General features: G+C 64.8%; 24 protein-coding genes and 6 tRNA genes. 4 read left to right on the forward strand and 26 right to left on the reverse strand.

The window, feature by feature from the left end:
• Positions 1 to 108 precede the first annotated feature (108 nt).
• A complete protein-coding gene (locus tag DES47_RS05425; RefSeq protein WP_133699598.1) occupies positions 109 to 591 on the forward strand; it encodes a MarR family winged helix-turn-helix transcriptional regulator in 483 nt (160 codons plus the stop codon).
• Positions 592 to 651: 60 nt separating this feature from the next.
• Positions 652 to 1,077 (forward strand): organic hydroperoxide resistance protein, encoded by a 426-nt coding sequence (locus DES47_RS05430; RefSeq protein WP_133699599.1) that lies wholly within the window; start codon positions 652 to 654, stop codon positions 1,075 to 1,077.
• A gap of 172 nt (positions 1,078 to 1,249) precedes the next feature.
• Here DES47_RS05430 and DES47_RS05435 read toward each other — a convergent pair whose 3' ends face one another.
• Positions 1,250 to 2,188, reverse strand: a complete 939-nt coding sequence (locus tag DES47_RS05435; protein WP_133699600.1) for an asparaginase — start codon at positions 2,186 to 2,188, stop codon at positions 1,250 to 1,252.
• A gap of 96 nt (positions 2,189 to 2,284) precedes the next feature.
• Between DES47_RS05435 and lexA the strand changes: the two genes are divergently transcribed.
• Together lexA and DES47_RS05445 are read left to right on the forward strand one after the other, a co-directional pair.
• Positions 2,285 to 2,962 (forward strand): transcriptional repressor LexA, encoded by a 678-nt coding sequence (gene lexA / locus DES47_RS05440; RefSeq protein ID WP_133699601.1) that lies wholly within the window; start codon positions 2,285 to 2,287, stop codon positions 2,960 to 2,962.
• A 16-nt stretch (positions 2,963 to 2,978) separates the two neighbouring features.
• Positions 2,979 to 3,272 (forward strand): helix-hairpin-helix domain-containing protein, encoded by a 294-nt coding sequence (locus DES47_RS05445; protein ID WP_133699602.1) that lies wholly within the window; start codon positions 2,979 to 2,981, stop codon positions 3,270 to 3,272.
• A gap of 77 nt (positions 3,273 to 3,349) precedes the next feature.
• On the opposite strand, the gene DES47_RS05450 is transcribed toward DES47_RS05445, so the two are convergent.
• The 25 genes from DES47_RS05450 to DES47_RS05570 form a co-directional block, all read right to left on the reverse strand.
• Positions 3,350 to 3,426 (reverse strand) — tRNA-Asp (locus DES47_RS05450).
• An 82-nt stretch (positions 3,427 to 3,508) separates the two neighbouring features.
• Positions 3,509 to 3,584 (reverse strand) — tRNA-Glu (locus tag DES47_RS05455).
• Positions 3,585 to 3,679: 95 nt separating this feature from the next.
• A tRNA-Ala gene (locus DES47_RS05460) sits at positions 3,680 to 3,755 on the reverse strand.
• A 119-nt stretch (positions 3,756 to 3,874) separates the two neighbouring features.
• A tRNA-Asp gene (locus DES47_RS05465) sits at positions 3,875 to 3,951 on the reverse strand.
• An 82-nt stretch (positions 3,952 to 4,033) separates the two neighbouring features.
• Positions 4,034 to 4,109, reverse strand: a tRNA-Glu gene (locus DES47_RS05470).
• 51 nt (positions 4,110 to 4,160) lie between these two features.
• Positions 4,161 to 4,236: transfer RNA gene (locus DES47_RS05475), tRNA-Ala, on the reverse strand.
• An 86-nt stretch (positions 4,237 to 4,322) separates the two neighbouring features.
• The gene (gene gltX / locus DES47_RS05480) at positions 4,323 to 5,720 is read right to left on the reverse strand and encodes a glutamate--tRNA ligase (protein WP_133699740.1); all 1,398 of its coding nucleotides are present in this window, start codon (positions 5,718 to 5,720) and stop codon (positions 4,323 to 4,325) included.
• A 50-nt stretch (positions 5,721 to 5,770) separates the two neighbouring features.
• Entirely contained in the window at positions 5,771 to 7,288 is a 1,518-nt protein-coding gene (gene purF, locus DES47_RS05485) for an amidophosphoribosyltransferase (protein WP_133699603.1), read from the reverse strand.
• 51 nt (positions 7,289 to 7,339) lie between these two features.
• A complete protein-coding gene (locus DES47_RS05490; RefSeq protein WP_243748167.1) occupies positions 7,340 to 7,834 on the reverse strand; it encodes a CvpA family protein in 495 nt (164 codons plus the stop codon).
• 7 nt (positions 7,835 to 7,841) lie between these two features.
• On the reverse strand, positions 7,842 to 8,609 hold the full coding sequence (locus DES47_RS05495) for an SPOR domain-containing protein (RefSeq protein ID WP_133699605.1): 768 nt from the start codon (positions 8,607 to 8,609) through the stop codon (positions 7,842 to 7,844).
• Positions 8,610 to 8,713: 104 nt separating this feature from the next.
• Positions 8,714 to 10,003 (reverse strand): bifunctional tetrahydrofolate synthase/dihydrofolate synthase, encoded by a 1,290-nt coding sequence (gene folC, locus DES47_RS05500; RefSeq protein WP_133699606.1) that lies wholly within the window; start codon positions 10,001 to 10,003, stop codon positions 8,714 to 8,716.
• A gap of 64 nt (positions 10,004 to 10,067) precedes the next feature.
• Positions 10,068 to 10,940 carry an acetyl-CoA carboxylase, carboxyltransferase subunit beta gene (gene accD / locus DES47_RS05505; RefSeq protein WP_133699607.1) on the reverse strand — a complete coding sequence of 291 codons (873 nt, stop codon included), beginning with the start codon at positions 10,938 to 10,940 and terminating at the stop codon, positions 10,068 to 10,070.
• Positions 10,937 to 11,758 (reverse strand): tryptophan synthase subunit alpha, encoded by an 822-nt coding sequence (trpA, locus tag DES47_RS05510; RefSeq protein WP_133699608.1) that lies wholly within the window; start codon positions 11,756 to 11,758, stop codon positions 10,937 to 10,939. Before trpA ends, accD begins: the two co-directional genes overlap by 4 nt.
• Entirely contained in the window at positions 11,755 to 13,041 is a 1,287-nt protein-coding gene (gene trpB, locus DES47_RS05515; protein WP_133699609.1) for a tryptophan synthase subunit beta, read from the reverse strand. Before trpB ends, trpA begins: the two co-directional genes overlap by 4 nt.
• 15 nt (positions 13,042 to 13,056) lie before the next feature.
• Positions 13,057 to 13,704: a phosphoribosylanthranilate isomerase gene (locus DES47_RS05520; RefSeq protein WP_133699610.1), complete on the reverse strand. Its 648-nt coding sequence runs from the start codon at positions 13,702 to 13,704 to the stop codon at positions 13,057 to 13,059.
• 12 nt (positions 13,705 to 13,716) lie between these two features.
• Positions 13,717 to 14,514: a tRNA pseudouridine(38-40) synthase TruA gene (truA, locus tag DES47_RS05525; protein ID WP_133699611.1), complete on the reverse strand. Its 798-nt coding sequence runs from the start codon at positions 14,512 to 14,514 to the stop codon at positions 13,717 to 13,719.
• Between the two features lie 38 nt (positions 14,515 to 14,552).
• Positions 14,553 to 17,132, reverse strand: coding sequence for a FimV/HubP family polar landmark protein (locus tag DES47_RS05530; RefSeq protein ID WP_243748168.1), 2,580 nt, complete (start codon positions 17,130 to 17,132; stop codon positions 14,553 to 14,555).
• 226 nt (positions 17,133 to 17,358) lie between these two features.
• On the reverse strand, positions 17,359 to 18,486 hold the full coding sequence (gene asd / locus DES47_RS05535; protein WP_133699612.1) for an aspartate-semialdehyde dehydrogenase: 1,128 nt from the start codon (positions 18,484 to 18,486) through the stop codon (positions 17,359 to 17,361).
• 90 nt (positions 18,487 to 18,576) lie between these two features.
• Positions 18,577 to 19,692 (reverse strand): 3-isopropylmalate dehydrogenase, encoded by a 1,116-nt coding sequence (leuB, locus tag DES47_RS05540; RefSeq protein ID WP_133699613.1) that lies wholly within the window; start codon positions 19,690 to 19,692, stop codon positions 18,577 to 18,579.
• Between the two features lie 81 nt (positions 19,693 to 19,773).
• Positions 19,774 to 20,424 carry a 3-isopropylmalate dehydratase small subunit gene (gene leuD, locus DES47_RS05545; RefSeq protein ID WP_133699614.1) on the reverse strand — a complete coding sequence of 217 codons (651 nt, stop codon included), beginning with the start codon at positions 20,422 to 20,424 and terminating at the stop codon, positions 19,774 to 19,776.
• 12 nt (positions 20,425 to 20,436) lie between these two features.
• Complete coding sequence (leuC, locus tag DES47_RS05550) at positions 20,437 to 21,849, reverse strand: 3-isopropylmalate dehydratase large subunit (protein ID WP_133699615.1); 1,413 nt, start codon at positions 21,847 to 21,849, stop codon at positions 20,437 to 20,439.
• Positions 21,846 to 22,805, reverse strand: coding sequence for a LysR family transcriptional regulator (locus DES47_RS05555; protein ID WP_133699616.1), 960 nt, complete (start codon positions 22,803 to 22,805; stop codon positions 21,846 to 21,848). Before DES47_RS05555 ends, leuC begins: the two co-directional genes overlap by 4 nt.
• Before the next feature lie 169 nt (positions 22,806 to 22,974).
• The gene (locus DES47_RS05560) at positions 22,975 to 24,258 is read right to left on the reverse strand and encodes a TRAP transporter large permease (protein ID WP_133699617.1); all 1,284 of its coding nucleotides are present in this window, start codon (positions 24,256 to 24,258) and stop codon (positions 22,975 to 22,977) included.
• Positions 24,249 to 24,737, reverse strand: a complete 489-nt coding sequence (locus tag DES47_RS05565) for a TRAP transporter small permease (RefSeq protein ID WP_133699618.1) — start codon at positions 24,735 to 24,737, stop codon at positions 24,249 to 24,251. Before DES47_RS05565 ends, DES47_RS05560 begins: the two co-directional genes overlap by 10 nt.
• A 107-nt stretch (positions 24,738 to 24,844) precedes the next feature.
• Positions 24,845 to 25,810: a TRAP transporter substrate-binding protein gene (locus tag DES47_RS05570; RefSeq protein WP_133699619.1), complete on the reverse strand. Its 966-nt coding sequence runs from the start codon at positions 25,808 to 25,810 to the stop codon at positions 24,845 to 24,847.
• Positions 25,811 to 25,817 lie beyond the last annotated feature (7 nt).

Raw genomic sequence — 25,817 nt, forward strand, 5'->3', positions numbered from 1 at the left:
TGCCATAAACCGGCGCCACTCGACGACGCCACCCACATCACCCCATTGCGGGTGATGTCTCCGATAATTAGGTTGCTCACAATCTAATTGCATGCCACTATTCACCCCATGGCACACATCGCAACACCCATCAAGCAAGCAGCACCCGCAGCGGACTGGCAGACGCTGGATGTGCAGCTGTGCTTCGCGCTGTACTCGTCCTCGCTGGCGATGACCAAGCTCTACAAGCCTATGCTGGACCCGCTGGGCCTGACCTATCCGCAGTACCTGGTGCTGATGGTGCTTTGGCAGCAAGACGGCCTTGGCGTCTCCGCACTGGGCGAGCGCCTGCACCTCGATTCGGGCACCCTGACCCCCCTGATCAAGCGCATGGAGGCGGCGGGCTGGTTGACTCGGCAACGCGCCCAGGACGACGAGCGCCGGGTCGAGGTCCGGCTCACGCCCGAGGGCCGACAGATGAAGGCGCGGGCCAAGAACATCCCCGAGCAGCTGGCCTGCGCCACCGCCTGCTCGCTGACCGAATTGACCGACCTGACCCAGCGGCTGAGCCGTTTGCGCGACCAGTTGCAGAAGACGCAGCAGGCGGCTTGATCACCGAATTATTCACCCCCACCCACCACGCGCTGCGGCGCTCACTTGAAGGAAACCATCATGGCTCTCGACAAAGTTCTGTACACCGCCCATGCCACTTCCACCGGCGGCCGCGAAGGCAAGTCACGCTCCTCCGACGGCGTGCTTGACCTCACCCTCAGCACGCCCAAGGAGCTGGGCGGCGCGGGCGGCCCCGGCACCAATCCCGAGCAGCTGTTCGCCGCCGGCTACTCGGCCTGCTTCATCGGCGCGATGAAGGTCGTCGCTAGCAAGATGAAGCTCGCACTGCCGGCCGAAACGTCGATCGCTGCCGACGTCAGCATCGGCCCCATCCCCGCCGGCCTCGGCATCCAGGTCGCGCTGAACATCAGCATCCCGGGCATGGACAAGGCCAGCGCCGAACAGTTGGTGCACGCCGCCCACCAGGTTTGCCCCTACTCGAACGCGACGCGCGGCAATATCGATGTGGCGCTGAACCTGGTCTGAGCCCGGACGGGCAAGGTGGAAGCCTTGACCCGGCGGGCGTTGCGACTCGCGGCGATACAAGCCGCAAGGCTGAGGCACGTCATCCCTCGGTCATAGTTCACCGCGACACTCAAGGGCAGCGACTGTTGCCTTTGTCACTCCCCAGCCCTTCGCAGGTCTGGGGTTTTTTTCGTCAGGATTGCAGCAGGCGCAGCAGCAATTCCACCCGGGCCTTGACCGGGCTCAGTGCCATGGCGGAAGCCAAGGCGCCGGGGGCTTCGCCGACGATGGCGCCGTCCGCGCATCGCGTCGCGCGCAGGACCGGCACGCCCTCGCGCTGAGCCTCCTGCAGCGCGGTTTCCAGCAACTGGTGCACCGTGCCATTGCCGGTGGCCGCCACCACCAGGCCCTGCGCACCCAGCCCGCGCAAGGCCTGCACCAGGCGGCCGTCAGCACCGGCGTGGCTGGTGATCACATCGACGCGAGGCCAGGCGGAGCTGTCCCGGGCCAGGCAATCGAGGCCGATGGCATCGCCGGTGGGCCAGGCACGAAGCTGGCGCAGTGCGCCCTCCTCCAGCAAGGCCAGCGGGCCGGCATCACCGGAGCCGAAGGCATCGATGCGATAGCTGTGGCGCTTGCGCACGTCAATGGCGCCATGCACGGCGCCGGCAAAGGCGAGCACCACACCTTGCACACCCGGCGCGGACGCGACGGTCACCGCATCCAGCAGATTCTGCGGGCCATCCGTCAACAGCGCCGTGGCAGGCCGCATTGCGGCCGTCAACACCACGGGCTTGCTCGGTGCCAGCACTCGGTGCAGAAAATAGGCCGTCTCTTCCAGCGTGTCAGTGCCGTGGGTGATGACGATGCCGGCCACCTCGGGTCGCGCCAGATGATGGGCCACGCGCTGTGCCAAGCGCTGCCAGGTCGCATGGTCCATGTCCTTGCTATCGAGCTGGGCCACCTGCTCGCATTCCAGCGGCACCGCAGCCAGCGGCGGCACGGCGGCGACCAGTTGCGCCACGCCAATCTGGCCTGCGGTGTAGCCGACGTTGTCGGAAGCATCGGCCGCCGTGCCCGCAATCGTGCCGCCGGTGCCCAGGATGACAATGGTTTGCGAAGTTCTTTGCATTTTTGAGTTTGCTGGATGAAAATACAGCTACTGGATAGATGTTCAGTCAGTCTGCGCGCATTGTGCCGCAGCTGCATATGCCGCAACGAGGTGCCCGTGGACGACAGCCCCAAACTCACTGCCCGTCAGCAGCAGATCCTGGACCTGGTGCAAAGCGCCATCGAACGCACCGGCTCACCGCCCACCCGCGCCGAGATTGCCACCGAGTTGGGCTTCAAATCGGCCAATGCTGCCGAAGAGCATTTGCAGGCGCTCGCCCGCAAGGGCGCGATCGAACTGGTCGGCGGCACTTCCCGCGGCATACGCCTGAAATCCGACACGCTGCGTGCGCTCAACGAGGCCCGCGGCCGCCAATTCTCGATGCCCCTGCCCGGCTTTGCTCAGCTGACCCTGCCCCTGGTCGGTCGCGTCGCTGCCGGCAGCCCCATCCTGGCCCAGGAGCATATCGACCAGACCTATGTGGTCGAGGCCAGCATGTTTGCCCGCAAGCCCGACTTCCTGCTGAAGGTCAAAGGCATGAGCATGCGCGACATCGGCATCATGGATGGCGATCTGCTGGCCGTGCAAAAGACCCGCGAGGCCAAGAACGGCCAGGTGGTCGTCGCCCGCCTCGGCGACGAGGTCACCGTGAAGCGCTTCCACAAGACCCGCAACACGATAGAGCTGCGACCCGAGAACGCCGACTTCGAGCCCATCATCGTGCAGGCCGGCGTCGATGACTTCGAGATCGAAGGCCTGGCCGTCGGCCTGATACGCAGCAATATGCTGATGTGAGAGACACCGAGGTCCGATGAAAGTCCTGAAAGCCAATGAGGCCAGCGAGTGCCATGAACTCGAGCACATACCGAATATCGGCCCGTCGCTGGCCAATGATTTGCGGCTGATCGGCATCAAGCATCCCCGCGAACTGAACGGCCGCGATGCCTTCGTGCTGTACCAGGAGCTGTGCGCCGTGACGGGGGCAAGACATGACCCCTGCGTACTCGACACCTTCATGGCCGCCACCGACTTCATGCGCGGCGCGCCGGCTGCGCCCTGGTGGCACTACACGCCGCAGCGCAAGGCGCTGTACGGCCAGATCTGAAGGCGAGCTCGGCCCCACAGAGCCAAACGCAAAAAGCCCCAGCAACTGATATTGCTGGGGCTTTTCTTCTTGATACTTGGCGGAGTGGACGGGACTCGAACCCGCGACCCCCGGCGTGACAGGCCGGTATTCTAACCAACTGAACTACCACTCCGCGTGGCGGCAATATTCGCAGATTGCTCTGCCGAGTCTTGCCAAACTCGTTTCCATACTCGCCGGCATGATATCGGCAAATCTGGCGTCCCCTAGGGGATTCGAACCCCTGTAATCACCGTGAAAGGGTGGTGTCCTAGGCCTCTAGACGAAGGGGACAAATCTCTTTCAAACCAGCGCTGATATCTCTCAATACCCGCGTTCAATATCAACGCCCGAACCGGCTGCCGCAAATTCACACATCCTAAGATGGGTGGTGGAGGTAAGCGGGATCGAACCGCTGACCTCTTGCATGCCATGCAAGCGCTCTCCCAGCTGAGCTATACCCCCAGAGAATTTTCTGTTCTCGTCGAGCAGCCGTGCCGTTCGGGCAAGACAACCAAAAAACAAGCGACCCTCGGGTCGCTTATTCGTTGCACATCATGGCAAGCCATGCTGCACGATAAACTTGGCGGAGTGGACGGGACTCGAACCCGCGACCCCCGGCGTGACAGGCCGGTATTCTAACCAACTGAACTACCACTCCGCGTGGTGGCAATATTCACAGATTACTCTGCCGAGTCTTGCCAACTCGTTTTCCATACTCGCCTGCATTATACCGGCAAATCTGGCGTCCCCTAGGGGATTCGAACCCCTGTAATCACCGTGAAAGGGTGGTGTCCTAGGCCTCTAGACGAAGGGGACAAATCCTTCACCGTCTTGAACATCGCGCCGCCTCCATCTCTTGCGAGATATTGGTGGAGGTAAGCGGGATCGAACCGCTGACCTCTTGCATGCCATGCAAGCGCTCTCCCAGCTGAGCTATACCCCCGTCGAATTCAATTTCAAAGTTACCTCAGAAATTTCACTCTATGAGTGTCGCGCTGTTCAAGCGAGACAATGATTATATGACGGTTTTCAAACGCCGCGCAAGCGCTCGACGACAACTTTTTGCTCGAACAGGGCCAGCACCGCATCGAGCGACGGCGTTTGCGCGCGGCCGAAGACCAGCACGCGCACTGGAATTGCCAGTTGCGGCATCTTGATGCCCTGAGCGGTGATGACTTCCTTGATCGCCCCCTGCACGGCCGCCTTGTCCCATGCTGTCAGTGACTCCAGCTTGTCGGCAAGAGCAGCGACCGCCGGGAGAATCGCCTCGGTAACGTGCTGCGCGAGATCGGCCTCGGTGGCCTCCACAGGCTGGAAGTAGCTCTTCAGCCAATCGGCCAGTTCCACCAGGGTCGCGCAGCGGTCCTTGAACAGGGCCACTCGTTGCTCCAGCAAGCCATCGGCCTGCGCTTCAATGCCCAGCTTGGCCAGATGCGGCAGCACCAGATGTGCCAGGCGTTCGTCGCTGGCCAGCTTCATATAGCTGGCATTGACCCAGGACAGCTTGGCCGGATCCCACTGCGCCGGGCTCTTGGACAGATGCTCGCCATCGAACCACTGCACCAGTTGTTCGCGTGAGAACAGTTCGTCGTCGCCATGGCTCCAGCCCAGGCGCGACAGATAGTTCAGCATTGCCTCGGGCAGATAGCCGCCCTCTTCGTAGGCTGTCACGCTGACCGCGCCGCGGCGCTTGGAGAGCTTCTGACCATCGTCGCCAAGAATCACCGGCACATGACCGAACAGCGGCAACGGCGCACCCAGCGCGTTGAATATATTGATCTGCCAGGGCGTGTTGTTGACATGCTCGTCGCCACGGAAGACGTGGCTGATGTTCATGTCCCAGTCGTCAACGACGACGCAGAAGTTGTAGGTCGGGATGCCGTCGGGCCGCACGATGATCAGGTCGTCGATCTCGCGGTTGTTGATGGTGATAGGGCCTTTGACCAGGTCGTTCCAGGTCACGTCGCCGTCAAGCGGATTCTTGAAGCGCACCACCGGCTTGAGCCCTGCAGGCACCGGCGGCAGCGTCTTGCCAGGCTCCGGGCGCCAAGTGCCGTCATAGCGGCGCTTCTCGCCGCGCGACTCCTGGCCGGCCTTCATCGCCTCCAGTTCCTGTGGCGTGCAGTAGCAGCGGTAGGCCGTGCCAGCGGCGATCATCTGCTCGATCACCGCGTTGTAGCGGTCCAGGCGCTGCATCTGGTAGATCGGGCCCTCGTCGTAGTCCAGGCCCAGCCACTTCATCGCGGCCAGGATCTGATCGACCGAGTCCTGGGTGGAGCGGGCCACGTCGGTGTCTTCGATGCGCAGGATGAACTCACCGCCGTAGTGGCGGGCATAGGCCCAGGAGTACAGGGCCGTGCGGGCCGTGCCCAGGTGCAGAAAGCCGGTGGGCGACGGGGCGATGCGGGTGCGGATTTTTCGGGTCATGGTGTGCTGGGTTTTCAGTATCTCGACCGGGCCGATCTCGGGCTCGGGCATCAACCCTGCTCCGATGCATTCGGTATGGCCAGGCGTCCCCGCCCGGGGCCGTCCTCCTCGTCGCTGCCCTGGGCGGAGCGCTGGCTGCGCATGGTCTCGAAGTCTTCCTTGCTGACGTCGCCGGTGATGTAGACACCGTCAAAGCAGGAGGCCTCGAAGCCGTTGAGCTTGGGGTTGAGCGCCGCAACCACGCGCTTCATCGCCGCAACATCCTGGTAGATCAAGGCATCGGCACCGATGAACTCGCGGATCTCCTCGATGCTGCGGTTGTGGGCGATCAGCTCGGTCGGCGTCGGCATGTCGATGCCGTAGACATTCGGGTAGCGCACCGGAGGCGCGGCCGAGGCCAGATAGACCTTGCGGGCTCCGGCCTCGCGGGCCATCTGCACGATTTCCTTGGAGGTGGTGCCGCGCACGATCGAGTCATCGACCAGCAGCACATTGCGGTTCTTGAACTCCAGGCCGATCGCATTGAGCTTCTGGCGCACCGACTTCTTGCGCACGCCCTGCCCCGGCATGATGAAGGTGCGGCCCACATAGCGGTTCTTCACAAAGCCCTCGCGGTAGGGCTTGCCGATCTTGTGGGCCAGCTGCATCGCCGACGGACGGCTGGATTCGGGGATCGGGATCACCACATCAATATCGCTCGGCGGCATTGTCGAGATCAGGCGCTGGGCCAGCGTCTCGCCCATGTTCAGCCGCGCCTGATAGACCGACACGCCGTCCATCACGGAGTCAGGTCTTGCCAGGTAGACGAACTCGAACATGCAGGGGTTCAGGCTCGGGTTGTCGGCGCACTGCTCGGCATGGATCTGGCCATGGGTGTCGATGAAGATGGCTTCGCCCGGAGCGACATCGCGGGTCAGCTTGTTGCCGGTGCCTTCGAGCGCAACGCTCTCGCTGGCCACCATCACATCGCCGGTGCCCGATTCGCCGTACACCAGCGGACGGATGCCAAAGGGGTCGCGGAAGGCCAAGAGTCCATGACCGGCGATCAAGGCGATCACCGCGTACGAGCCCTTGATGCGCTTGTGCACAGCGCGCACCGCCTTGAAGACCTCGGCCGGCGTCAGCGGCAGGTCGCGGGCTGCCAGCTCCAACTCGTGGGCTAGCACATTGAGCAGGACCTCGGAATCGCTCTCGGTGTTGATGTGGCGGCGGTCGACGTCGAACAACTCCTTCTTCAACGCGGTGGCATTGGTCAGATTGCCGTTGTGCACCAGCACCATGCCGAACGGTGCGTTGACGTAGAAGGGCTGCGCCTCTTCTTCGCTGTAAGCGTTGCCTGCCGTCGGGTAACGCACCTGGCCCAGGCCCACATTGCCGGGCAGCGCGCGCATATTGCGAGTGCGGAACACGTCTCGGACCATGCCGCGCGCCTTGTGCATGAAGCACTTGTTGTCCAGCATGGTGACGATGCCGGCCGCGTCCTGGCCGCGATGCTGCAGCAGCAGCAGGGCGTCATAGATCAGCTGATTGACCGGCGCCTTGGAAATCACCCCGACGATGCCACACATAAGCTACTTCCTTGTTCAAACTTGGCTCGCCAAATCCTTGGAGCTTGATGCTCAGGACCCGACGTACTGCACCATGCTGGGCGGCAGCAGGGGCCTGAGCCCATGCAAGACCACCTGCATCCAGGGAACCAGCTCCGAATCCTGCCATTGCGCGGAGCGGGCCGCGGGCGTCATGCCCACCACCAACACCGCCAGCAGGCAGATCAAGAGCCCTCGAATCAATCCAAAACCGGCGCCCAGCAGGCGGTCCAGCCCACTCAGCGGTGAGGCCTGCACCAGCATGCGCACCAGGCGTGCGCCCAGGCCCCACAGCAGGAGCAAGAACACAAAGGCCAGCACCAGGGTGCTGACCTGATGCAGGGTCGAACCCTCGGCGCCCACCGGCACCCAGTGCGAGATATATGGGGCCAACATCTGAGAACCAAAGTAGGCCACTACCCAACCCATCAGCGACAGCACCTCGAACAGCAGGCCGCGCCACACGCCGGCCAGCAGCGAGAACAGCAGCACGCAGGCCATCGCGATATCGACCCAGCCCAGGAACATCAGCGACTCACAGCGTCAGGATGGCGGCAGGCAGGCCCGCGGCACGGATACGGCCGGAGGCCTTGTCGGCCTCCTCGCGGGTGGCGAAGGGGCCGACGCGCACCCGGGTGCGCTTGCCCTCGGCGCTCTCGATGACTTGCGTATAGGTCTTCAGGCCCAGCTTCTCGACCTTGAGCCTGGCCTCGCGGGCAGCATTGGCCTCACCGAAGGCGCCAACCTGCACGATGAAACGGCCGGCGGCGTCCGAGGCTTTCTTGTCGGCGGCACTGGCTGCTGCCTTGCCCTCCAGCAGGGCCTGCACCCGGGCGGCCTCGGCGGGCTTGGCCCTCTCCACCGATTTCTCCACCACTTTGTCTGCCGCTTTGTCGATCACCTTCGGCGCCGGCTTGGAGGCCGGTTTCTCCGCCGGTTGCGCCACCGGCTCGGTCTTCGCCACCAGCGGCGCCTCGTCGCCGTCGCGCGTCTCGGTGATGATGGCAGGCTTGCCTGAAGCCTCGCTGGCCACAGGCTGCGGCGCGGCGGGCATGGGCAGCGGTGTGGCGGCCTCCTTGCGCGGGATCTCGATCGGCAAATCGACGGGGATCGGTCGTGGCTGAGTCTCGAACACCAGAGGGAAGCCGATGATGCCTATGGCCACCAGCACGGCCGCGCCGATCAGGCGGCGGCGGGCGCGCACGCGCAGCTGTTGCACAGCATCGGCGGAATCGGTGACGGGTTTGGCGGCGGGCGCCTCGCGCCCCTCGGTATTGCGCTTGAAGATGGACAGCAGACCCATATCGGCGTGTAGGGAGCGTTGGAGTGCCCGGTTTTACGGCCGGCATGCGGCCTATTGAGAGTCCGATTGGCGCGCGTGCCGGGCCTCGGTGTGCAGCCTGCGACCTAGAGGCGCGGCACACCGTTTTTCAGCACGCCACCCACGGTGTGGAAGGATCCAAAGACCACGATTCTATCAGCGGGGGTGGCCTCGGCCGCCGCGGCGTCCAGCGCCGACTGCGGGTCGGCGTGGCGGCTCAAGCGCAAGCCGGGCGGCGGCTTGAAGCCCTCCAGGCCCTGCAGCGCCTGGAACTGCTGATCAAGCTGGGCGGCCGTGGCGGCGCGGGGTATCTCCAGGTCGGTGAAGTACCAGCGATCCACCAGCGGCGCCATGCGCTTGAAGATGGACACGATGTCCTTGTCGGCCATCACGCCGAACACCGCGTGGGTGCAGGGGAAGTAGCCCATCTGGTCCAGGTTTTGTGCCAGCGCGGCCACCGCGTGGGGGTTGTGCGCGACGTCCAGCACCAGGGCCGGCTGGCCAGGGACGATCTGGAAGCGGCCGGGCAGCTCCACCATCGCCAGCCCGCTGCGCACCGCCTGGGCGCTGATCGGCAGCCGGTCGAACAAGGCCTCGAAAACCGCCAGCGCGCCCGAGGCGTTGAGCAGCTGATTCGCGCCACGCAGCGCCGGATAGGCCAGCGCATTGAAGCGCCGTTCACGCCCGCCCCAGCTCCATTGCTGACGGTCTCCGCTGTAGTTGAAGTCGCGGCCGATCAGGCGCAGGTCGGCGCCGATCTCGCGGGCATGGTCGATGATGCTTTGCGGCGCCATCGGGTCGCTCACGATGGCCGGGCGGCCGGTGCGCATGATCTGCGCCTTCTCCAGGCCGATGGACTCACGGTCCGGCCCCAGATAGTCCATATGGTCCAGATCGATGCTGGTGATGACCGAGCAATCGGCGTCGATGGCGTTCACCGCATCGAGTCGCCCGCCCAGGCCCACTTCCAGAATCACCAGGTCCAGCGGCTCCTCGGCCAGGCGCAGCATGATGGCCAGCGTGGTGAACTCGAAGAAGGTCAGCGCCACATCGCCGCGTGCGGCCTCGACCGCCTCGAAGTGTGGCAGCAGGCTCTCGGCCGCCACCGAGGCGCCGTTAATGCGGCAGCGCTCCTCGAAGTGGACGAAATGCGGCTTGATGTACAGCCCCACCCTGTAGCCGGCCTGCAGCGCGATCATCTCAATCATCGAGCAGGTCGAGCCCTTGCCATTGGTACCGGCCACCATCACTACCGGCACCTTGAACTTCAGGCCCAGCCGGTCGCGCAGCGCGATCGTGCGCGCCAGGGTCATGTCGATCTCTTTGGGGTGCAGGGCCAGGCAGTGGTCAAGCCACTCGGGCAGGGTCTTGGGCATTTGGGTCGGGCCTAATGAATACGGCCAAGCCTTGTGGGCTTGGCCGCGTCAAGCATGGTCGGAATCAGGCGACGGCGTCGGCGCTCTGGCGCTGCAGCATCGCCAGCGCACGGGCTATCGTGGCGCGCAGTTCGCGGCGGTCGACGATCATGTCGACGGCACCCTTCTCGACCAGGAACTCGGCGCGCTGGAAGCCTGGGGGCAGCTTCTCGCGCACGGTGTTCTCGATCACTCGCGGGCCGGCAAAGCCGATCAGGGCCTTCGGTTCGGCGACGACGATGTCACCGACGAAGGCAAAGCTGGCCGACACGCCACCCATCGTCGGGTCGGTCAGCACGCTGACGTAGGGCAGTTTTGCCTTGGCCAGCAGGGTCAGCGCCGCATTGGTCTTGGCCATCTGCATCAGGCTCAGCAGGCCCTCTTGCATGCGCGCTCCGCCGGTGGCGGTGAAGCAGATGAAGGGCACCTTCTGCTCGATCGCCGTCTCGACGCCGCGCACGAAGCGCTCGCCGACCACCGAGCCCATCGAGCCGCCCATGAAGTCGAACTCGAAGCAGGCCACGACCACCGGAACGCTCATCACCGCGCCACCCATCACGACCAATGCATCGGTCTCGCCGGTGTTCTCCAGCGCTTCCTTCAGCCGGTCGGGGTATTTCTTGCTGTCCTTGAACTTCAGCGCGTCGACGGGCAGCACTTCCTGGCCCAGCTCATAGCGACCCTCGTTGTCGAGGAAGGCGTTCAACCGCGCCCGCGCGCCGATGCGGTGGTGGTGGCTGCACTTGGGACAGACATTGACGTTCTGCTCCAGGTCGGTCTTGTACAGCACCGTCTCGCAGGACGGGCACTTGATCCACAAGCCTTCAGGGATGGTGCGCCGCTCGTTCGGATCGGTCGGTTGAATCTTGGGCGGGAGAAGTTTTTCAAGCCAGCTCATGCGTCGGGCTCCTTTGGTTTGATGCTGTCCAGTGCGGACCGGATCTCAGCCATGAATTTTGCACCAGTTGCGGCCACGTTCTCCGGCTGCTCGACTTCCAGCAGCTGAACCAGCCTTGAACCGATCACCACGGCGTCCGACACCTCACCCACCGCCTTGGCCGTTTCGGCATTGCTGATGCCGAAGCCCACACCGACCGGCACCTTCACATGCTGGCGTATGCGCGGGATCATCGCGGCCACGGCGGCCGTGTCCAGATGGCCGGCGCCGGTCACGCCCTTGAGCGACACGTAGTAGACATAGCCGCTGGCGATACGGCCGACCATGGCCATGCGCGCCTCGGTGGACGTGGGCGCCAGCAGGAAGATCGGGTCCAGCCCCTGCTTCTGCAGCGCGGCCGCGAACACCTCGCACTCCTCGGGCGGATAGTCCACCACCAGCACGCCATCCACACCGGCGGCCTTGGCGTCCGTCACGAAGGCATCGACGCCATAGCGCTCGATCGGGTTGGCATAGCCCATCAGCACCACCGGCGTGTCGGCGTCCTGCTGCCGGAAGGCCCGTACATAGGCCAGCACATCGCGCAGGCCCACGCCCTTGGCGACGGCCCGCTCGGCGGCACGCTGTATCACCGGCCCGTCGGCCATTGGGTCAGAGAACGGCACGCCCAGCTCGATCACATCGGCGCCGGCACCGGCCAGGGCCAGCATCAGCTCGACCGTGCGTGCAGGGTACGGGTCACCGGCGGTGACGTAGGGAATCAAGGCCTTGCGGCCCTCGGCTTTCAACAACTCGAAGCGGGCCCGGATGCGGCTCATGCTGCACCGCCTTTCTGTGTCACAGGCGCAGACACGGGTGAGTCGCCACCCTTGACCGATTGCCCGCGGCAGGAGGGCCGGCAGTAGAAATCGGCATGCGACAGATCGGCGACGGTGCCGATGTCCTTGTCGCCACGCCCGGACAGATTGACCAGCAGATGCTGGTCGGGCGCCAGAGTCGGCGCCAGCTTCATCGCATAGGCCACCGCATGGCTGGACTCCAGCGCCGGGATGATGCCTTCGGTGCGGCACAGGTGGTGAAAGGCGGCCAACGCCTCGGTGTCGGTGATGCTGACGTACTCGGCGCGGCCGATGTCCTTCAGATAGGCATGCTCGGGGCCGACGCCGGGATAGTCCAGGCCTGCCGAGACCGAGTGCGTCTCGATAATCTGGCCGTTGGCGTCCTGCAGCAGATAGGTGCGGTTGCCATGCAGCACGCCAGGCGTGCCGGCGCTCAGCGTAGCGGCATGCTTGCCGCTGTCCAGGCCAAGGCCGGCGGCCTCGACACCGATCAGCCGGGTCTTGTCGTGCGGGATGTAAGGGTAGAAGATGCCGATGGCATTGCTGCCGCCGCCGACGCAGGCAATCACCGCGTCGGGCTGGCGCCCGGCCATCTCGGGCATCTGCACCAGGCACTCATCGCCGATGACGCGCTGGAAGTCGCGCACCATCATCGGATAGGGGTGCGGGCCGGCGACGGTGCCGATGATGTAGAAGGTCGACTCGACGTTGGTGACCCAGTCGCGCATCGCCTCGTTCAGCGCGTCCTTCAAGGTCTTGCTGCCCGACTCGACCGGCACGACGCGGGCGCCCAGCAGATTCATCCGGTAGACATTGGGCGACTGGCGCTTGACGTCTTCGCTGCCCATATAGACCACGCACTCGATGCCGTAGCGGGCGCAGATGGTGGCCGTGGCCACGCCATGCTGTCCGGCGCCGGTCTCGGCAATGACCCTCTTCTTGCCCATGCGCCTGGCCAGCAGCGCCTGACCGATCGTGTTGTTGACCTTGTGCGCGCCGGTGTGATTCAGGTCTTCGCGCTTCAGGTAGATCTGCGCGCCGCCGAGTTCGCGGCTCATCCGCGCGGCGTGATAGATCGGGCTGGGGCGGCCGACGAAATGGGCCAGCTCGCTCTGGAATTCGGCGATGAAGTCCGGGTCCTTGCGGTAGTGCTCGTAGGCCTCTTTCAGCTCGTCCAGCGCATGGACCAGGGTTTCGGATACAAAGCTACCGCCGTAGGGGCCGAAATGCCCGCGCACATCGGGCTGGTGGTATTCAAACATGATCGATCATCCTCTTCAGGTGGGTGATGCCGCAACGCGGGCATCCGCCTCACGCACCGCAGCACAAAATTGACGCATCAACTCGGCGTCCTTGAGGCCTTTGCCGGCCTCCACGCCCGAGCTCACATCAACGGCCCAGGGCCGTACCTGAAGCACCCCGGTCAGCACATTTTGCGCATGCAACCCACCAGACAAAACGACTGGATAGTGCACGTTTGCTGGAATGAGTGACCAATCGAAAACCTTTCCACCACCGCCATAGCCCTCGACATGGGCGTCGAGCAACAAGCCTGCGGCATCATGAAACTGATGGGCGAAGTCTAGCAAATTGAAATCAGGCGTCATGCGCGCTGCGCGCAGATAGGGCCGGCCGCCGTGCCGGCACTGCTCGGGCGTCTCGTCGCCATGGAATTGCAGCAGCAGGTGCGGGATCGCCGCCACGGCCTCGGCCACCTGCTCCTTCGAGGCATTGACGAACAGGCCGACCGGCGTGACGAAGGGCGGCAGCAGCCTGGCCAATTCCGCCGCACGGGCCAGGTTCACATGCCGCGGGCTGCGCTCGTAGAACACCAGGCCTATCGCGTCGGCACCGGCCTTGACGGCCTCCAGCACATCGGCCTCGCGGGTCAGGCCGCAGATCTTGATGCGGGTACGGGTGCTCACTACAGACCACCTCTAGGGCAGCCAATCCATTGGGGGGGTACGTTCGGGTATGCCATGGACAGCATCGTAGTACGGACCGACAAAGTACAGCCCATCGGCGGGAAATGTCGGCGCGGCCAACTTGCGATCGCGCCCGGCCAGGATCTCGCCCATCCAGGGCACGACCCGCGTGCCCGTGCCTATGGCCAGCAGGCAGCCCATCAGGTTGCGGATCATGTGGTGCAGAAAGGCCGAGCCATCGAACTCGAAGCGCCAGTAGGCGCCGCGGCGCTCAATCGAGATGCGGCGCAGGGTCTTCACCGGCGAGGCGGCCTGGCATTCCGAAGAGCGGAAGGCGCTGAAGTCATGCTCGCCGATCAGTTGGGCTGCCGCGGCCTGCATCGCGGCCAGGTCCAGCGGACGGAACACCCAGCCGGCCACCCCATCCTCGATCGACGGCCGCACCGGCGATTCGAGCAGCAGATAGACGTAACGCCGGCCCCGCGCCGAGTTGCGTGCATGAAAGCCCGCCTCGGGGAACGCACACCATTGCACCGCGATGTCCTTGGGCAGGTAGCGGTTGGTGCCGCGCACCCAGGAGAAGCTGTCGCGGACGATCTCGGTATCGAAGTGAACGACCTGATTCAGGCCATGGACGCCGGCGTCGGTGCGTCCGGCGCACAGCGTGCGCAGGTGGCCCAAGGGCACATCGGCGAAGCGCGCCAGCGCGCGCTCCAGATGATCCTGTACCGTGTCACCGCCGGGCTGGCTCTGCCAACCCTTGTAGGCCCAGCCGCGGTAGCTGAGGCCCAGCGCAACCCGTTGCGTCATGCCGGGCCTTCACCCGTTGCAACATCCCGCACCAGGCTTCAGCCGATCTCTTTGAGCATGGCCTGGGCCCGCTCCAGCGTCGCACCGCTGGCCTTGCTGACGACTTCCATCAGCACATCACGCGCGCCCTCGACATCGCCGATCTGACGGAACTCGTCGGCCAGCTCGATCTTGCGTGCCAGCGGGTCGCTGCCATCGTCTTCGTCGTCGAAGTTGTCTTCCAGGCCCAGATCACCGCCCAGATCGGGCAGGCTGTCCAGCGCCGGGGCCGGCGGCGGCGGCGCGGTGGGCTCGGAGTCCAGATCCAGATCGATCGACGACAGATCGAAGTCCATCGGCGCGGGGTCGTTGCGAGGCGTCAGATCGGGCGCCTCCTCACCGGGCAGCGAGATGTCGAAATCCATCTCCATCGGCGCGCGCTCGACCGATACCGCGACCGCCTGTGTGGCCTCCATCGAGGAAGCCGGAGCCGGTGCGTCCAGATCCAGGTCCAGATCGAGGTCCAGCCCACTGGGCAGGAACTCGCCGTTCACCTGCGTGTCGGGCTGGTAGCTCGGCTGCGGCTGGGTGTCGAACATGCTGTTGCCGGGCATCACGCTCTGCGGCATGGTGCTGGCACCCAGGGGTTCACGCGCCGAGTCCATATTGGTACCGGCGGCCGGCACACCACCCGGCTGGTAGAGCGGATTGTCCGAATCGATCTGGCGGCCCAGCTCCTGAGTCTTCAGCCAATCCTCACCCTCCCCCTGGGTTTCGCCGTACATCTGCAGCGCGAGCTGCTCGAAGCCCTTGGTGTCGCGGCGCTTGGCATAGACCTCCAGCAGCTTGACGCGGATGGCTCGGCGCTCCGGTGTGGCGCGCAGTGCTTCCTTGAGGATTTCCTCGGCCTGCAGATCGCGGCCATAGGCCAGATAGACATCGGCCTCGGCAACCGGATCGACGTCACCAATCGCATCCAGCTGGCTCAGCGAATAGCTCATCGACGAGGCCTGGCCGGAGCCATCGCGCGTGTCGACCCGCTGGCCGCCGGTATTGCCGAAGAACGAATCGGGCTGCAGGCGGCTTTCGCTGAAGGCGGTCTCGCCGGCAGCATTCTTGTTGCCGCCGCGGCCACGCAGGCGGTACCAGCCCAGGCCGGCCAGCAGGGCCAGCACCACGGCCGAGATCGGCAGGACCAGAGAGTTGTCCATCAGCTGCGACAGCAGGCCGGGCTCCTCGACCGGGGCGGGGGCGGTCACGGGCGGCTTCGGGGCGGACGCGGGTGCAGGGGCGGATGCCACCGGCGCTGGCGCAGCCGCAACAGCCGATGCCGCCACCGGCTCGACCGGCTTGGCCGTCACCTCCACCGCGGGTGCAGGTGCTGGCGCGGGAGCCGCTGCTGGCGCGGGAGCAGCCACAACGGGAGCCGGGGCTGGCGCCGGCGCGGCCTTGCCCGACACTGCGCCAGAGGCGACCGTCGAGAGCTTCTTCAACTCCTCGACATTGCGGGTCAGCTCAGCCACGCGAGCGGCCGAATCCTTCTTCTCGGTGTCCTTGGAGACCTTGGCCTCGGCCGGTGCACCGGCCGTGCCGGGCTTGCTCAAGGTCAGCTTGTCGGGCGTTGTCGCGGCAGCCTTGCGGTCCTCGACCGCTGCCTGCACCTTACCAGCCGACTGGCGCTCGCTATCCTTGCGGGCAATCAGCGGCGCGCCGCTGGCCAGGCGCTGGCGGTAGGCGTCGAAATCGGCGCTCTGGGCCTGGATGATCTGGCGCGCCTCGGCGTTGCTGAGGCCGCCGGCCTCGTCGCTGCCAGGCACCTTCAGGGTCGCGCCCGCCTTCAGGCGGTTCATATTGTTCTCGACAAAAGCGTCCGGGTTGGCGCGGTACAGCGAGACCAGCATCTGGTCCAGCGACACGCCGGAGGCCTGCGTTTTGGAGGCGATGCGCGACAGATTGTCGCCCGGCTTGACCTCATATTCGGAGGCGGCGCTAGGCGAAGGCTTGGCGGCCACAGGCTTCGGTGCGGGCTCGGGTGCCGGGCGGGCCTGCACCGGGGCAGGCCTGGGCGCAGGTGCCTCGGCCGGGGGTGACGTACGAACCGGTGCGGTGGCTGCAGGGGCGGCCGATGGCACAGGTGCCGGAGCGGGTGCAGGTGCTGGCGCGGCCGGCGCAGGTGAAATCACCGGCGCGGTCGCCACGGCGGCTGGAGCCGGGGCGCGGTTGACCGGAGGATCGAACAGCAGCGTGTATTCGCGCACCAGGCGCCCGCTGGCCCAGTTGATCTCCAGGATCAGGTCCACAAAGGGCTCTTGCACCACCCGGTCGCTGTTGATGCGCAGATAAGGCTGGCCGTTGTTGCGTCGTGCCAGTGAGACCTGCGTGCCGCTGAGCACCATGTTGTAGTCAACACCGGTGGCGCGGTAGGCCTCGGGCGGCGCGACACGGACCTTCAGGGTGCCCGCTTCCTCGGGGCTGAGACTGGTGATGTCGATTTCGGCACGAAGGCCCTCGCCGAGGGCGGACTGCACATTCAGCCGGCCGAGGCCCAGGCCCCAGGCCCCGCTGGCGGCAAGGCCCAACACGGCCACGGCCACACGCGTCAAGGTGAAACGCCCGAAGGCTGAGACAGTCAGATTCAAGGCGTTCCCCAAAGCGACGAGGCGGGGGCCGTCAGGCACCCGCCAGGTACTGCAAAATTTGTTGTGTTCAGCATGGTCTGTGCAAGGCCATCTTGATGTGAAATCACAATAACAGCAGGTAGATACGTTGACAAGCTCATGCTTTGGCTGAAATACCTACCGGGCCGCCGCTGACACAACTCCGTTACCGGCTGTGGCTTGCCGGCAACGGATCACAGGGATTACCTTAGGCTGCCAAAAGAATGCGCAACATGCGGCGCAGCGGCTCGGCCGCACCCCACAAAAGCTGATCGCCGATCGTGAAGGCGCCGACATACTCCGGGCCCATTGCCAGCTTGCGGATGCGGCCGACGGGAATGTCCATCGTGCCGGTCACGGCCACCGGGGTCAGGTCACGCAGCGTCGCTTCCTTGTTGTTCGGCACAACCTTGACCCAGGCATTGTCGGCGGCAATCATCGCCTCGATATCGGCCACGGGCACATCCTTCTTGAGCTTGAAGGTCAGCGCCTGGCTGTGGCAGCGCATTGCGCCGACGCGCACACAGAAGCCATCGACCGGAATGGCCGGCGTGCCGAAGCCCTCGCCCAGGCCGAGGATCTTGTTGGTCTCGGCCATGCCCTTCCACTCTTCCTTGGACATGCCGTTGCCGAGATCCTTGTCGATCCAGGGGATCAAGGAGCCGCCCAGCGGCACGCCGAAGTTGGCAGTCTCGGCCTCGCTCAGTGAACGCTGCTTGGCGATGATCTTGCGGTCTATCTCCAGGATGGCGCTCTTCGGATCGTCGAGCAGCGCACGGACCTCGGCGTTCAGGGTGCCGTACTGGGTCAGCAGCTCGCGCATATGCTGGGCACCGCCGCCCGAGGCGGCCTGGTAGGTCTGGGTGGACATCCACTCGACCAGGCCAGCCTTGTACAGCGCGCCCACGCCCATCAGCATGCAGCTGACGGTGCAGTTGCCGCCGGCCCAGGTCTTGCCCCCGGCACTCAGGGCGTTCTTGATCACCGGCAGATTGACCGGGTCAAGGATAATGACGGCATCGCCGTTCATGCGCAGCGTGGACGCCGCGTCGATCCAGTGGCCGTTCCAGCCGGCGGCGCGCAGCTTGGGGTAGACCTCACTGGTGTAGTCGCCGCCCTGGGCGGTGATGATGATGCTGCAGCGCTTCAGCGCCTCGATGTTGTACGCATCCTGCAGCGTGGTTTCGTTCTTGGCGAACTTCGGGGCCTTGCCGCCCGAGTTGCTGGTGCTGAAGAACAGCGGCTCGATCAGTTCGAAATCGCGTTCAGCTTCCATGCGGTCCATCAGCACTGAGCCGACCATGCCGCGCCATCCAACCAGTCCTACGAGTTCCATCTCTATCGCCCTTTCAGTCACACAGTGTTGAAATTTGCTTCCCCCCGGCTCGAATCGCCTGGGGGGTAGGGGCGAGACGAACCGGAGCTGTTAGCTCTTCTTGGTAATGGTTTTGGTGGTGGTCGATGCGGTGCTGCCGACGATCGCGGCAACCACGGCATCACCCATTTCGCGCGTGCCCACTTTTTGGGTGCCCTCGGACCAGATGTCGGGCGTACGCAGCCCGGCAGCCAGCACAGCGCTCACCGCGGACTCGATACGGTCGGCAGCGTCGGCTTGTTGGAGGGAGAACTTGAGCATCATGGCAGCTGACAGTATTGTAGCCAGAGGATTGGCCACTCCCTTGCCGGCGATGTCAGGTGCGCTGCCGTGACTGGGCTCATACAAGCCTTTGTTGGCAGAATTCAGCGAGGCCGAGGGCAGCATGCCGATGGAGCCGGTCAGCATCGCCGCCTCGTCGGACAGGATGTCGCCGAACATATTGCCGGTCACCACCACGTCGAACTTCTTGGGCGCCTTGACCAGCTGCATCGCAGCGTTGTCCACATACATATGGTCCAGTTCCACGTCCGGGTACTGGGCATGGACCTCGGTGACGACGTCCTTCCAGAACTGGAAGGTCTCCAGCACATTGGCCTTGTCCACGCTGGTGACGCGCTTGCTGCGCTTGCGTGCGGCCTGGAAGGCGACATGCGCGATGCGCTCGATCTCGGGCCGCGAGTAGCGCATCGTGTCGAAGGCCTCCTCGGCGCCGGGGAAATGGCCGTCAACGGCGACGCGGCGGCCGCGCGGCTGGCCGAAGTAGATGTCGCCGGTCAGCTCGCGGATGATCAGGATGTCAAGACCTGCCACCAGTTCGGGCTTGAGGCTGGACGCATGGGTCAGCTCCGGGTAGCAAATGGCCGGGCGGAAGTTGGCGAACAGGCCCAGGTGCTTGCGCAGGCCCAGGATGGCCTGCTCGGGGCGCAGCGAGCGCTCCAGCTTGTCGTATTTCCAGTCGCCGACGGCGCCGAACAGCACTGCGTCGGCCGCCTGGGCCAGCTTCAAGGTCGCGTCCGGCAGCGGATGGCCATCGGCCTCGTAGGCGGCACCGCCGACCTTGGCCTCTTCCAGCTCGAAGGGCAGATCGAGAACCTTGAGAACCTTGATCGCCTCGGCGACGATTTCGGTGCCGATGCCGTCACCGGGCAGAACTGCAATCTTCATCTTGAATCCTTGTAGCCCGGATGCAATCCGGGGCTTGTGGAGTTTGCTTGTTCCCGGATTCCATCCGGGCTACGAATCAGGTCAACCGATCAGGCGGTTGTTCAGCCAGGGCTTCTGCGCCAGGCGCTCGGTTTCGAAGGCCTTGATCTTGTCGGAATGGCGCAGGGTCAGGCCGATGTCGTCGAAGCCATTGGTCAGACAGAACTTGCGGAAGGGCTGGACCTCGAACGGAATCTCGGCGCCATCGGGCTTGATCACCACCTGGCGCGGCAGATCGATCACCAACTGATAGCCCGGGAAGGCTTTGACCTCGTCGAACAGCTGGGCAATCGCCGACTCGGGCAGCACCACCGGCAGCAGGCCGTTCTTGAAGCAGTTGTTGAAGAAGATATCGGCAAAGCTCGGCGCGATCAGCGCGCGAAAGCCGTACTGGTCCAGTGCCCAGGGCGCGTGCTCGCGGCTGGAGCCGCAACCGAAGTTGGCGCGGGTCAGCAGCACCGAGGCGCCCTTGTAGCGCGGCTGGTTCAGCACGAAGTCGGGGTTGGCGCGGCGGGTGGCGGGGTCCTGCCCGGGCTCGCCATGGTCCAGATAGCGCCATTCGTCGAACAGATTGGGGCCGAAGCCGCTGCGCTTGATCGACTTAAGGAACTGCTTGGGAATGATCGCGTCGGTGTCGACGTTGTCGCGGTCCAGCGGAGCGACCAGACCCTTGTGGAGAGTGAATTTTTCCATGGTGTTTCTCGCTCAGCTGATTCTGCGGACGTCAACGAAGTGGCCGGCCATGGCAGCAGCCGCCGCCATCGCCGGGCTGACCAGGTGGGTGCGCCCCCCTGCCCCTTGCCGGCCTTCGAAATTGCGGTTGCTGGTCGAGGCGCATCGCTCGCCGGGCTCCAGGCGGTCGGCGTTCATCGCCAGGCACATGCTGCAGCCGGGTTCACGCCATTCGAAGCCGGCGGTCTTGAAGATCAGGTCGAGGCCCTCGCGCTCGGCCTGTTCCTTGACCAAACCCGAGCCCGGCACGACCATCGCCAGCTTCACGTTGGCCGCGATGCGGCCGCCCAGCCGCTTGACGATGCCGGCGGCCTCGCGCATGTCCTCGATGCGGCTGTTGGTGCAGGAGCCGATGAAGACCTTGTCGATGACGATGTCGGAGATGGGCTTGTTCGGTTCCAGCGCCATGTACTGCAGCGCCCGCTCGATGGCGCCGCGCTTGGAGGCGTCGCGCTCCTTGTCGGGGTCGGGCACACGGTCGTTGATGGACAGCACCATCTCGGGCGAGGTGCCCCAGGTGACCTGCGGCTGGATCTGTGCCGCGTCCAGCTCGACCACCAGGTCGAAGTGCGCGCCGGGGTCGGACTGCAAGGTGCTCCAGTACTTGACCGCCAGATCCCACTCGACGCCCACCGGCGTGAATGGCCGGCCCTTGACGTACTGGATGGTCGTGTCGTCCACCGCGATCAGCCCGGCGCGGGCGCCGGCCTCGATCGCCATATTGCAGACCGTCATCCGTCCTTCCATGCTCAGCGCACGGATGGCGCTGCCGCCGAACTCTATCGTGTAGCCGGTGCCGCCGGCCGTGCCTATCTTGCCGATGATGGCCAGCACGATGTCCTTGGCGCCGCAGCCGGCGGGCAGCTTGCCCTCGACCTTGATCAAGAGGTTCTTGGCCTTGCGCGCCAACAAGGTCTGCGTGGCCAGCACATGCTCGACCTCGCTGGTGCCTATGCCATGGGCCAGCGCGCCGAAGGCGCCGTGCGTCGAGGTGTGGCTGTCACCGCAGACGACCGTCATGCCCGGCAGGGTCGCGCCCTGCTCCGGGCCAATCACGTGAACGATGCCCTGGCGCTTGTCATTCATCTTGAACTGGGTCACGCCATGGCGGTCGCAGTTGGCGTCCAGCGTGTCGACCTGCAGCTTGGAGATCGGGTCGCTGATGCCCTGGCTGCGGTCGGTGGTTGGCACATTGTGGTCGCTGACGGCCAGATTGGCCGACAGTCGCCAGACCTTGCGCTGCGCCAGATCCAGGCCCTCGAAGGCCTGCGGGCTGGTGACCTCGTGGACCAGGTGGCGATCGATGTAGAGGGTGACGGTGCCGTCTTCCTCGGTGTGGACGACGTGCTCGTCCCACAGCTTGTCGTACAGGGTGCGTGCGCTCATGCTTTGCTCTTTGCGGTAGAGGATGTAGGGATTGTCCGGGATGGGTTTGTCAGCGCTGCCGGCATGGGTTCCTGACCCGGGCACAGCGCGTCGACGAAGCGGCGCACCACGTGCGGCAGCACGTCCTGGCTGCGCACGGCCAGCAGATAGTCGCGGGTGGCCCAGGCCTCGTCCAGCCTGAGGACCTTGACCTTGAAGACCTGGGCGAAACGTGCCGCCGGCACCGCCGGCAGAATGGCCACGCCCAGCCCTGCCTCGACCAGTTGAGCGATGGCGTCGAAGCCGCGCACCTGCAGCCGGCCATTCAATGTGCGGCCCAGCTCCAGCGCGCGCTCGCGCATCTGCTCCTCGACCGCCGCACCGGCATGCAGGCCAACGATGTCATAGGCCAGCAGGTCTTCGAAGCTCACCTGCTCACGGCCCGCCAGTTCATGCGACAGGGGCACCAGCGCGGCCAGCTCGCCGGTGCGGTAGCGCCAGGTCGTCAGCCGGTTGTCCTGGATGGGCGGTGTGAACACGCCCAGATCGGCCCGGCCCTCGGCCACCGCCGCCTGAACCTCGCTGCTGGTCAGGTCTTCGAGGCTGACGCGTATCTGCGGATGGGCTTGCGAGAACGCCGCCAGATCGGGCGGCAGGCATTCGGCGATCGAGCCGGTGTTGGCGGCAATGCGCAGATGGCCCTTGATGCCGCGGGCGAACTCGCCGACCTCGCTCTCCAGCGCATGCAGCGAGGCATGCAGCGAGCGGATATGGCGCACCAGCGCGCGGCAGGCATCGGTCTGCTCGACGCCGCGGGCATGGCGATCGAACAGGTTCACACCCAGCCGTGCTTCCAGATCGGACAGGCGCTTGCTGGCCGCCGCCAGCGCGAGATGCTCGCGCTCGGCGCCACGCGTGATGCTGCGCGTCTCGGCGACGGCGAGTACCAGGTTCAGCGTGGTCAGATCAAGGCGCATGGCGGCAGGCTGGCTTTCTAGAGACAGATCGGAATGCCGCAGCGGCCCAGGAGGACGTGTGACTATCCAACAGGCCGCAAGGTTAGCCTTCGCAAGCAAGCGGCAGTTCCGTGATTTTGGAATCTAGGCTTCGCGCCACACGAAGTCAAGCACCCAGCAACGCAGGGAATCACGGAAAGACCAGGCCGGGCAACCACAGAGAGAAGGCCGGCACATAGGTCACCAGCATCAGCGCCGCGATCAGCGCGCCGTAGAAGGGCCAGATGGTCTTCATCACCGTGCCGACCGATACCCCGCCGATGGCGCAGCCGACGAACTGCGTCGTGCCCACGGGGGGCGTGTTCAGGCCCAGCGCGCAGTTGATCAGCAGCACCATGCCGAACTGGATTTCGCCCATGCCGTATTTCATGCAGATCGGCAGGAAGATCGGCGTGCAGACCAGGATGGTGGCGGCCATGTCCAGAAATGTGCCGAGCACGAACAGGATCAGGTTGACCAGCAGGAAGATCAGCCAGGGGCTGGAGGTGATGCTGGACAGCGCCTTGCCGGTCAGGTCGGCCACCTCGTAGAGGCTGATGATGTAGCCGAAGGCCGCCGAGATGCCGATCAAGAGCAGCACCACGCCGGTGGTCTTGACCGCCTTGGCCGCCGCTTTCAGGAACTGCTCCCACTTGAGGGACCGGTAGATCACCACGCACAGGAACAAGGCGTAGAGCACGGCCACCGCTGCCGATTCGGTCGCCGTGAACACGCCGGACAGGATGCCGCCCAATATCAGCACGACGACGAACATGCCCGGCAGCGAGGCCGCGAAGCTGCGCGCCACGATGGCCCAGCCGGGGAAGCTGCCGGCCGGGTAGCCGCGCTTGACGGCCACCAGATAGGCGGCGGTCAGGTTGCAGACGGTCAGCAGCAGCGCCGGTATCAGGCCGGCCAGAATCAGCTTGGCAATCGACACCTTGCCGCCCGCAGCCAGCGTGTAGATGATCATGTTGTGGCTGGTGGGCATCAGCGCGCCGACCAGTGCCGCGTGCGTGGTCACGTTGACGGCGTAGTCGGCGTCATAGCCCTCCTTCTTCATCATCGGGATCATCACCGCGCCCATCGCCGACACATCGGCCACCGGCGAACCCGAGACACCGCCGAACAGCGTGCAGGCCACCACATTGGACATGCCCAGGCCACCGCGCACATGGCCGACCAAGTTCTTGGCGAAGTCGACGATCTTGTCCGCAATGCCGCCGTACAGCATCAGCTCGCCGGCAAAGATGAAGAAGGGGATGGCCAGGAACGAGAACACATTCATGCCCGAGGTCATCTGCTGGAAGATCACCGCCATCGGCAGACCTTCGTACAGTATGGTCGCCAGGGCCGACAGGCCGATGGCAAACGCCACCGGCACGCCCAGTATCAGCAGGCCGAAGAAGGAGATGCAAAGAATCGTCAGTGCCATGCCGGGACCACCTCTTCGCCGCGCCGCAGGGCAACGATATGTTCAATCGAAAACAGCACGATCAAGAGGCCAGCCAGCACCATGGGCACATAGCGCAGAGACTCGGACACGCCCAGCGTCGGGATCATGTAGCCGCGCACCGAGACAAACATCTCGGCGCAATTCCAGGCCATCAGCGCGCCGAACAGCATCGTCAGCAGATGGATCAGCACGGCCAGCGAGTGATGCCAGCGGGTGGGGATCAACCCACCCAGCAACTCCATGCCGATATGGCCGGCGTCGCGCACGCCGACGGCGCAGCCAAGCATCGTCACGTAAAGCACCAGCAGCAGGGCCAGGCTCTCGGCCCAGGTGGGGGTGTTGTTCAGCACATAGCGGCCGAACACCTGGTAGCTGACCGCCGCGATCAGCAGCACCAGGCCGGCCACGCCCAGGCGCAAGCAGGCCCGCGCGATGGCGGCGCAAATTCTCGTGAACATCGGATTTCCTTGACTGTTGGACCCCGGATTGCATCCGGGCTACGAAACTTCGGGTAGCCCGGACGAAGTCAGGGGCCGGCCGATGAGCGCGGCCCCGAAGCCATGCCCTATTTGGTGTCCTGAATCCGTTTGATCAAATCCTTCAGCTTCGCGTCGCTGATGAACTTGTCATAGACCGGCTTCATCGCGGCCTGGAAGCTGGGTTTGTCCACGTCGATGATCTGCGCGCCGGCTGCCTTCACCGTCGCCAGCGACTTCTCTTCGCGCTCGTCCCACAGCTTGCGCATATAGGGCACCGACTCCTTGGCGGCCTGGCGGATCTGCTTCTGGTCCTCGGGCGTCAAGCCGTCCCAGATCTTCTTCGAGAACAGCAGCATCTCGGGCGCCATCGAATGTTCGGTCTTCGAATAGAACTTGGCCACCTCGAAGTGACGCGAGCTCTCGAACGAGGGGTAGTTGTTCTCGGCGGCGTCCACCAGGCCGGTCTTCAGCGCGGTATAGACCTCGCCGAAGGGCATCGGCGTGGCATTGGCGCCCATCGCCTCCAGCAGCGAAACCCACAGGTCGGACTGCTGCACGCGCACCTTCATGCCCTTGGCATCGGCCAGGGTCTTGATCGGCTTCTTGACCGTGTACATCGAACGTGCGCCGCTGTCGTAATAGGCCAGGCCGATGAAGCCCTGGGCTTCGCAGCTCTTCAGGATTTCTTCGCCGATGGGGCCGTCCAGCACCGCGCGCATATGCTCCTTGGAGCGGAACAGAAAGGGCATCGTCGGCACGACCGTGGTCGGGCAGATATTGTTCATCGGCGCGATATTGACGCGCGTCATCGCGATGGCACCGATCTTGGTCTGTTCGATCGTATCCTTCTCGGCGCCCAGCGCACTGTTGTTGAACACCTTGATGCTGTGCTTGCCGTTGCTGAGTTTGTTCAGCACCTGGCCCATGTACTTGACGGCATCGACGGTTGGGTAGCCGTCGGGGTGGATGTCGGTCGAGCGGAAGTCGGTGGCCTGGGCGCTCAAGCTCATGGCGGCCAGCAGGCCTGTCAGCAGGTGGGGAACGAGTTTCATGGCGTTT

The organism is Roseateles toxinivorans, from assembly GCF_004362525.1.
In the GTDB taxonomy this organism is placed as follows: Bacteria; Pseudomonadota; Gammaproteobacteria; order Burkholderiales; family Burkholderiaceae_C; genus Paucibacter; species Paucibacter toxinivorans.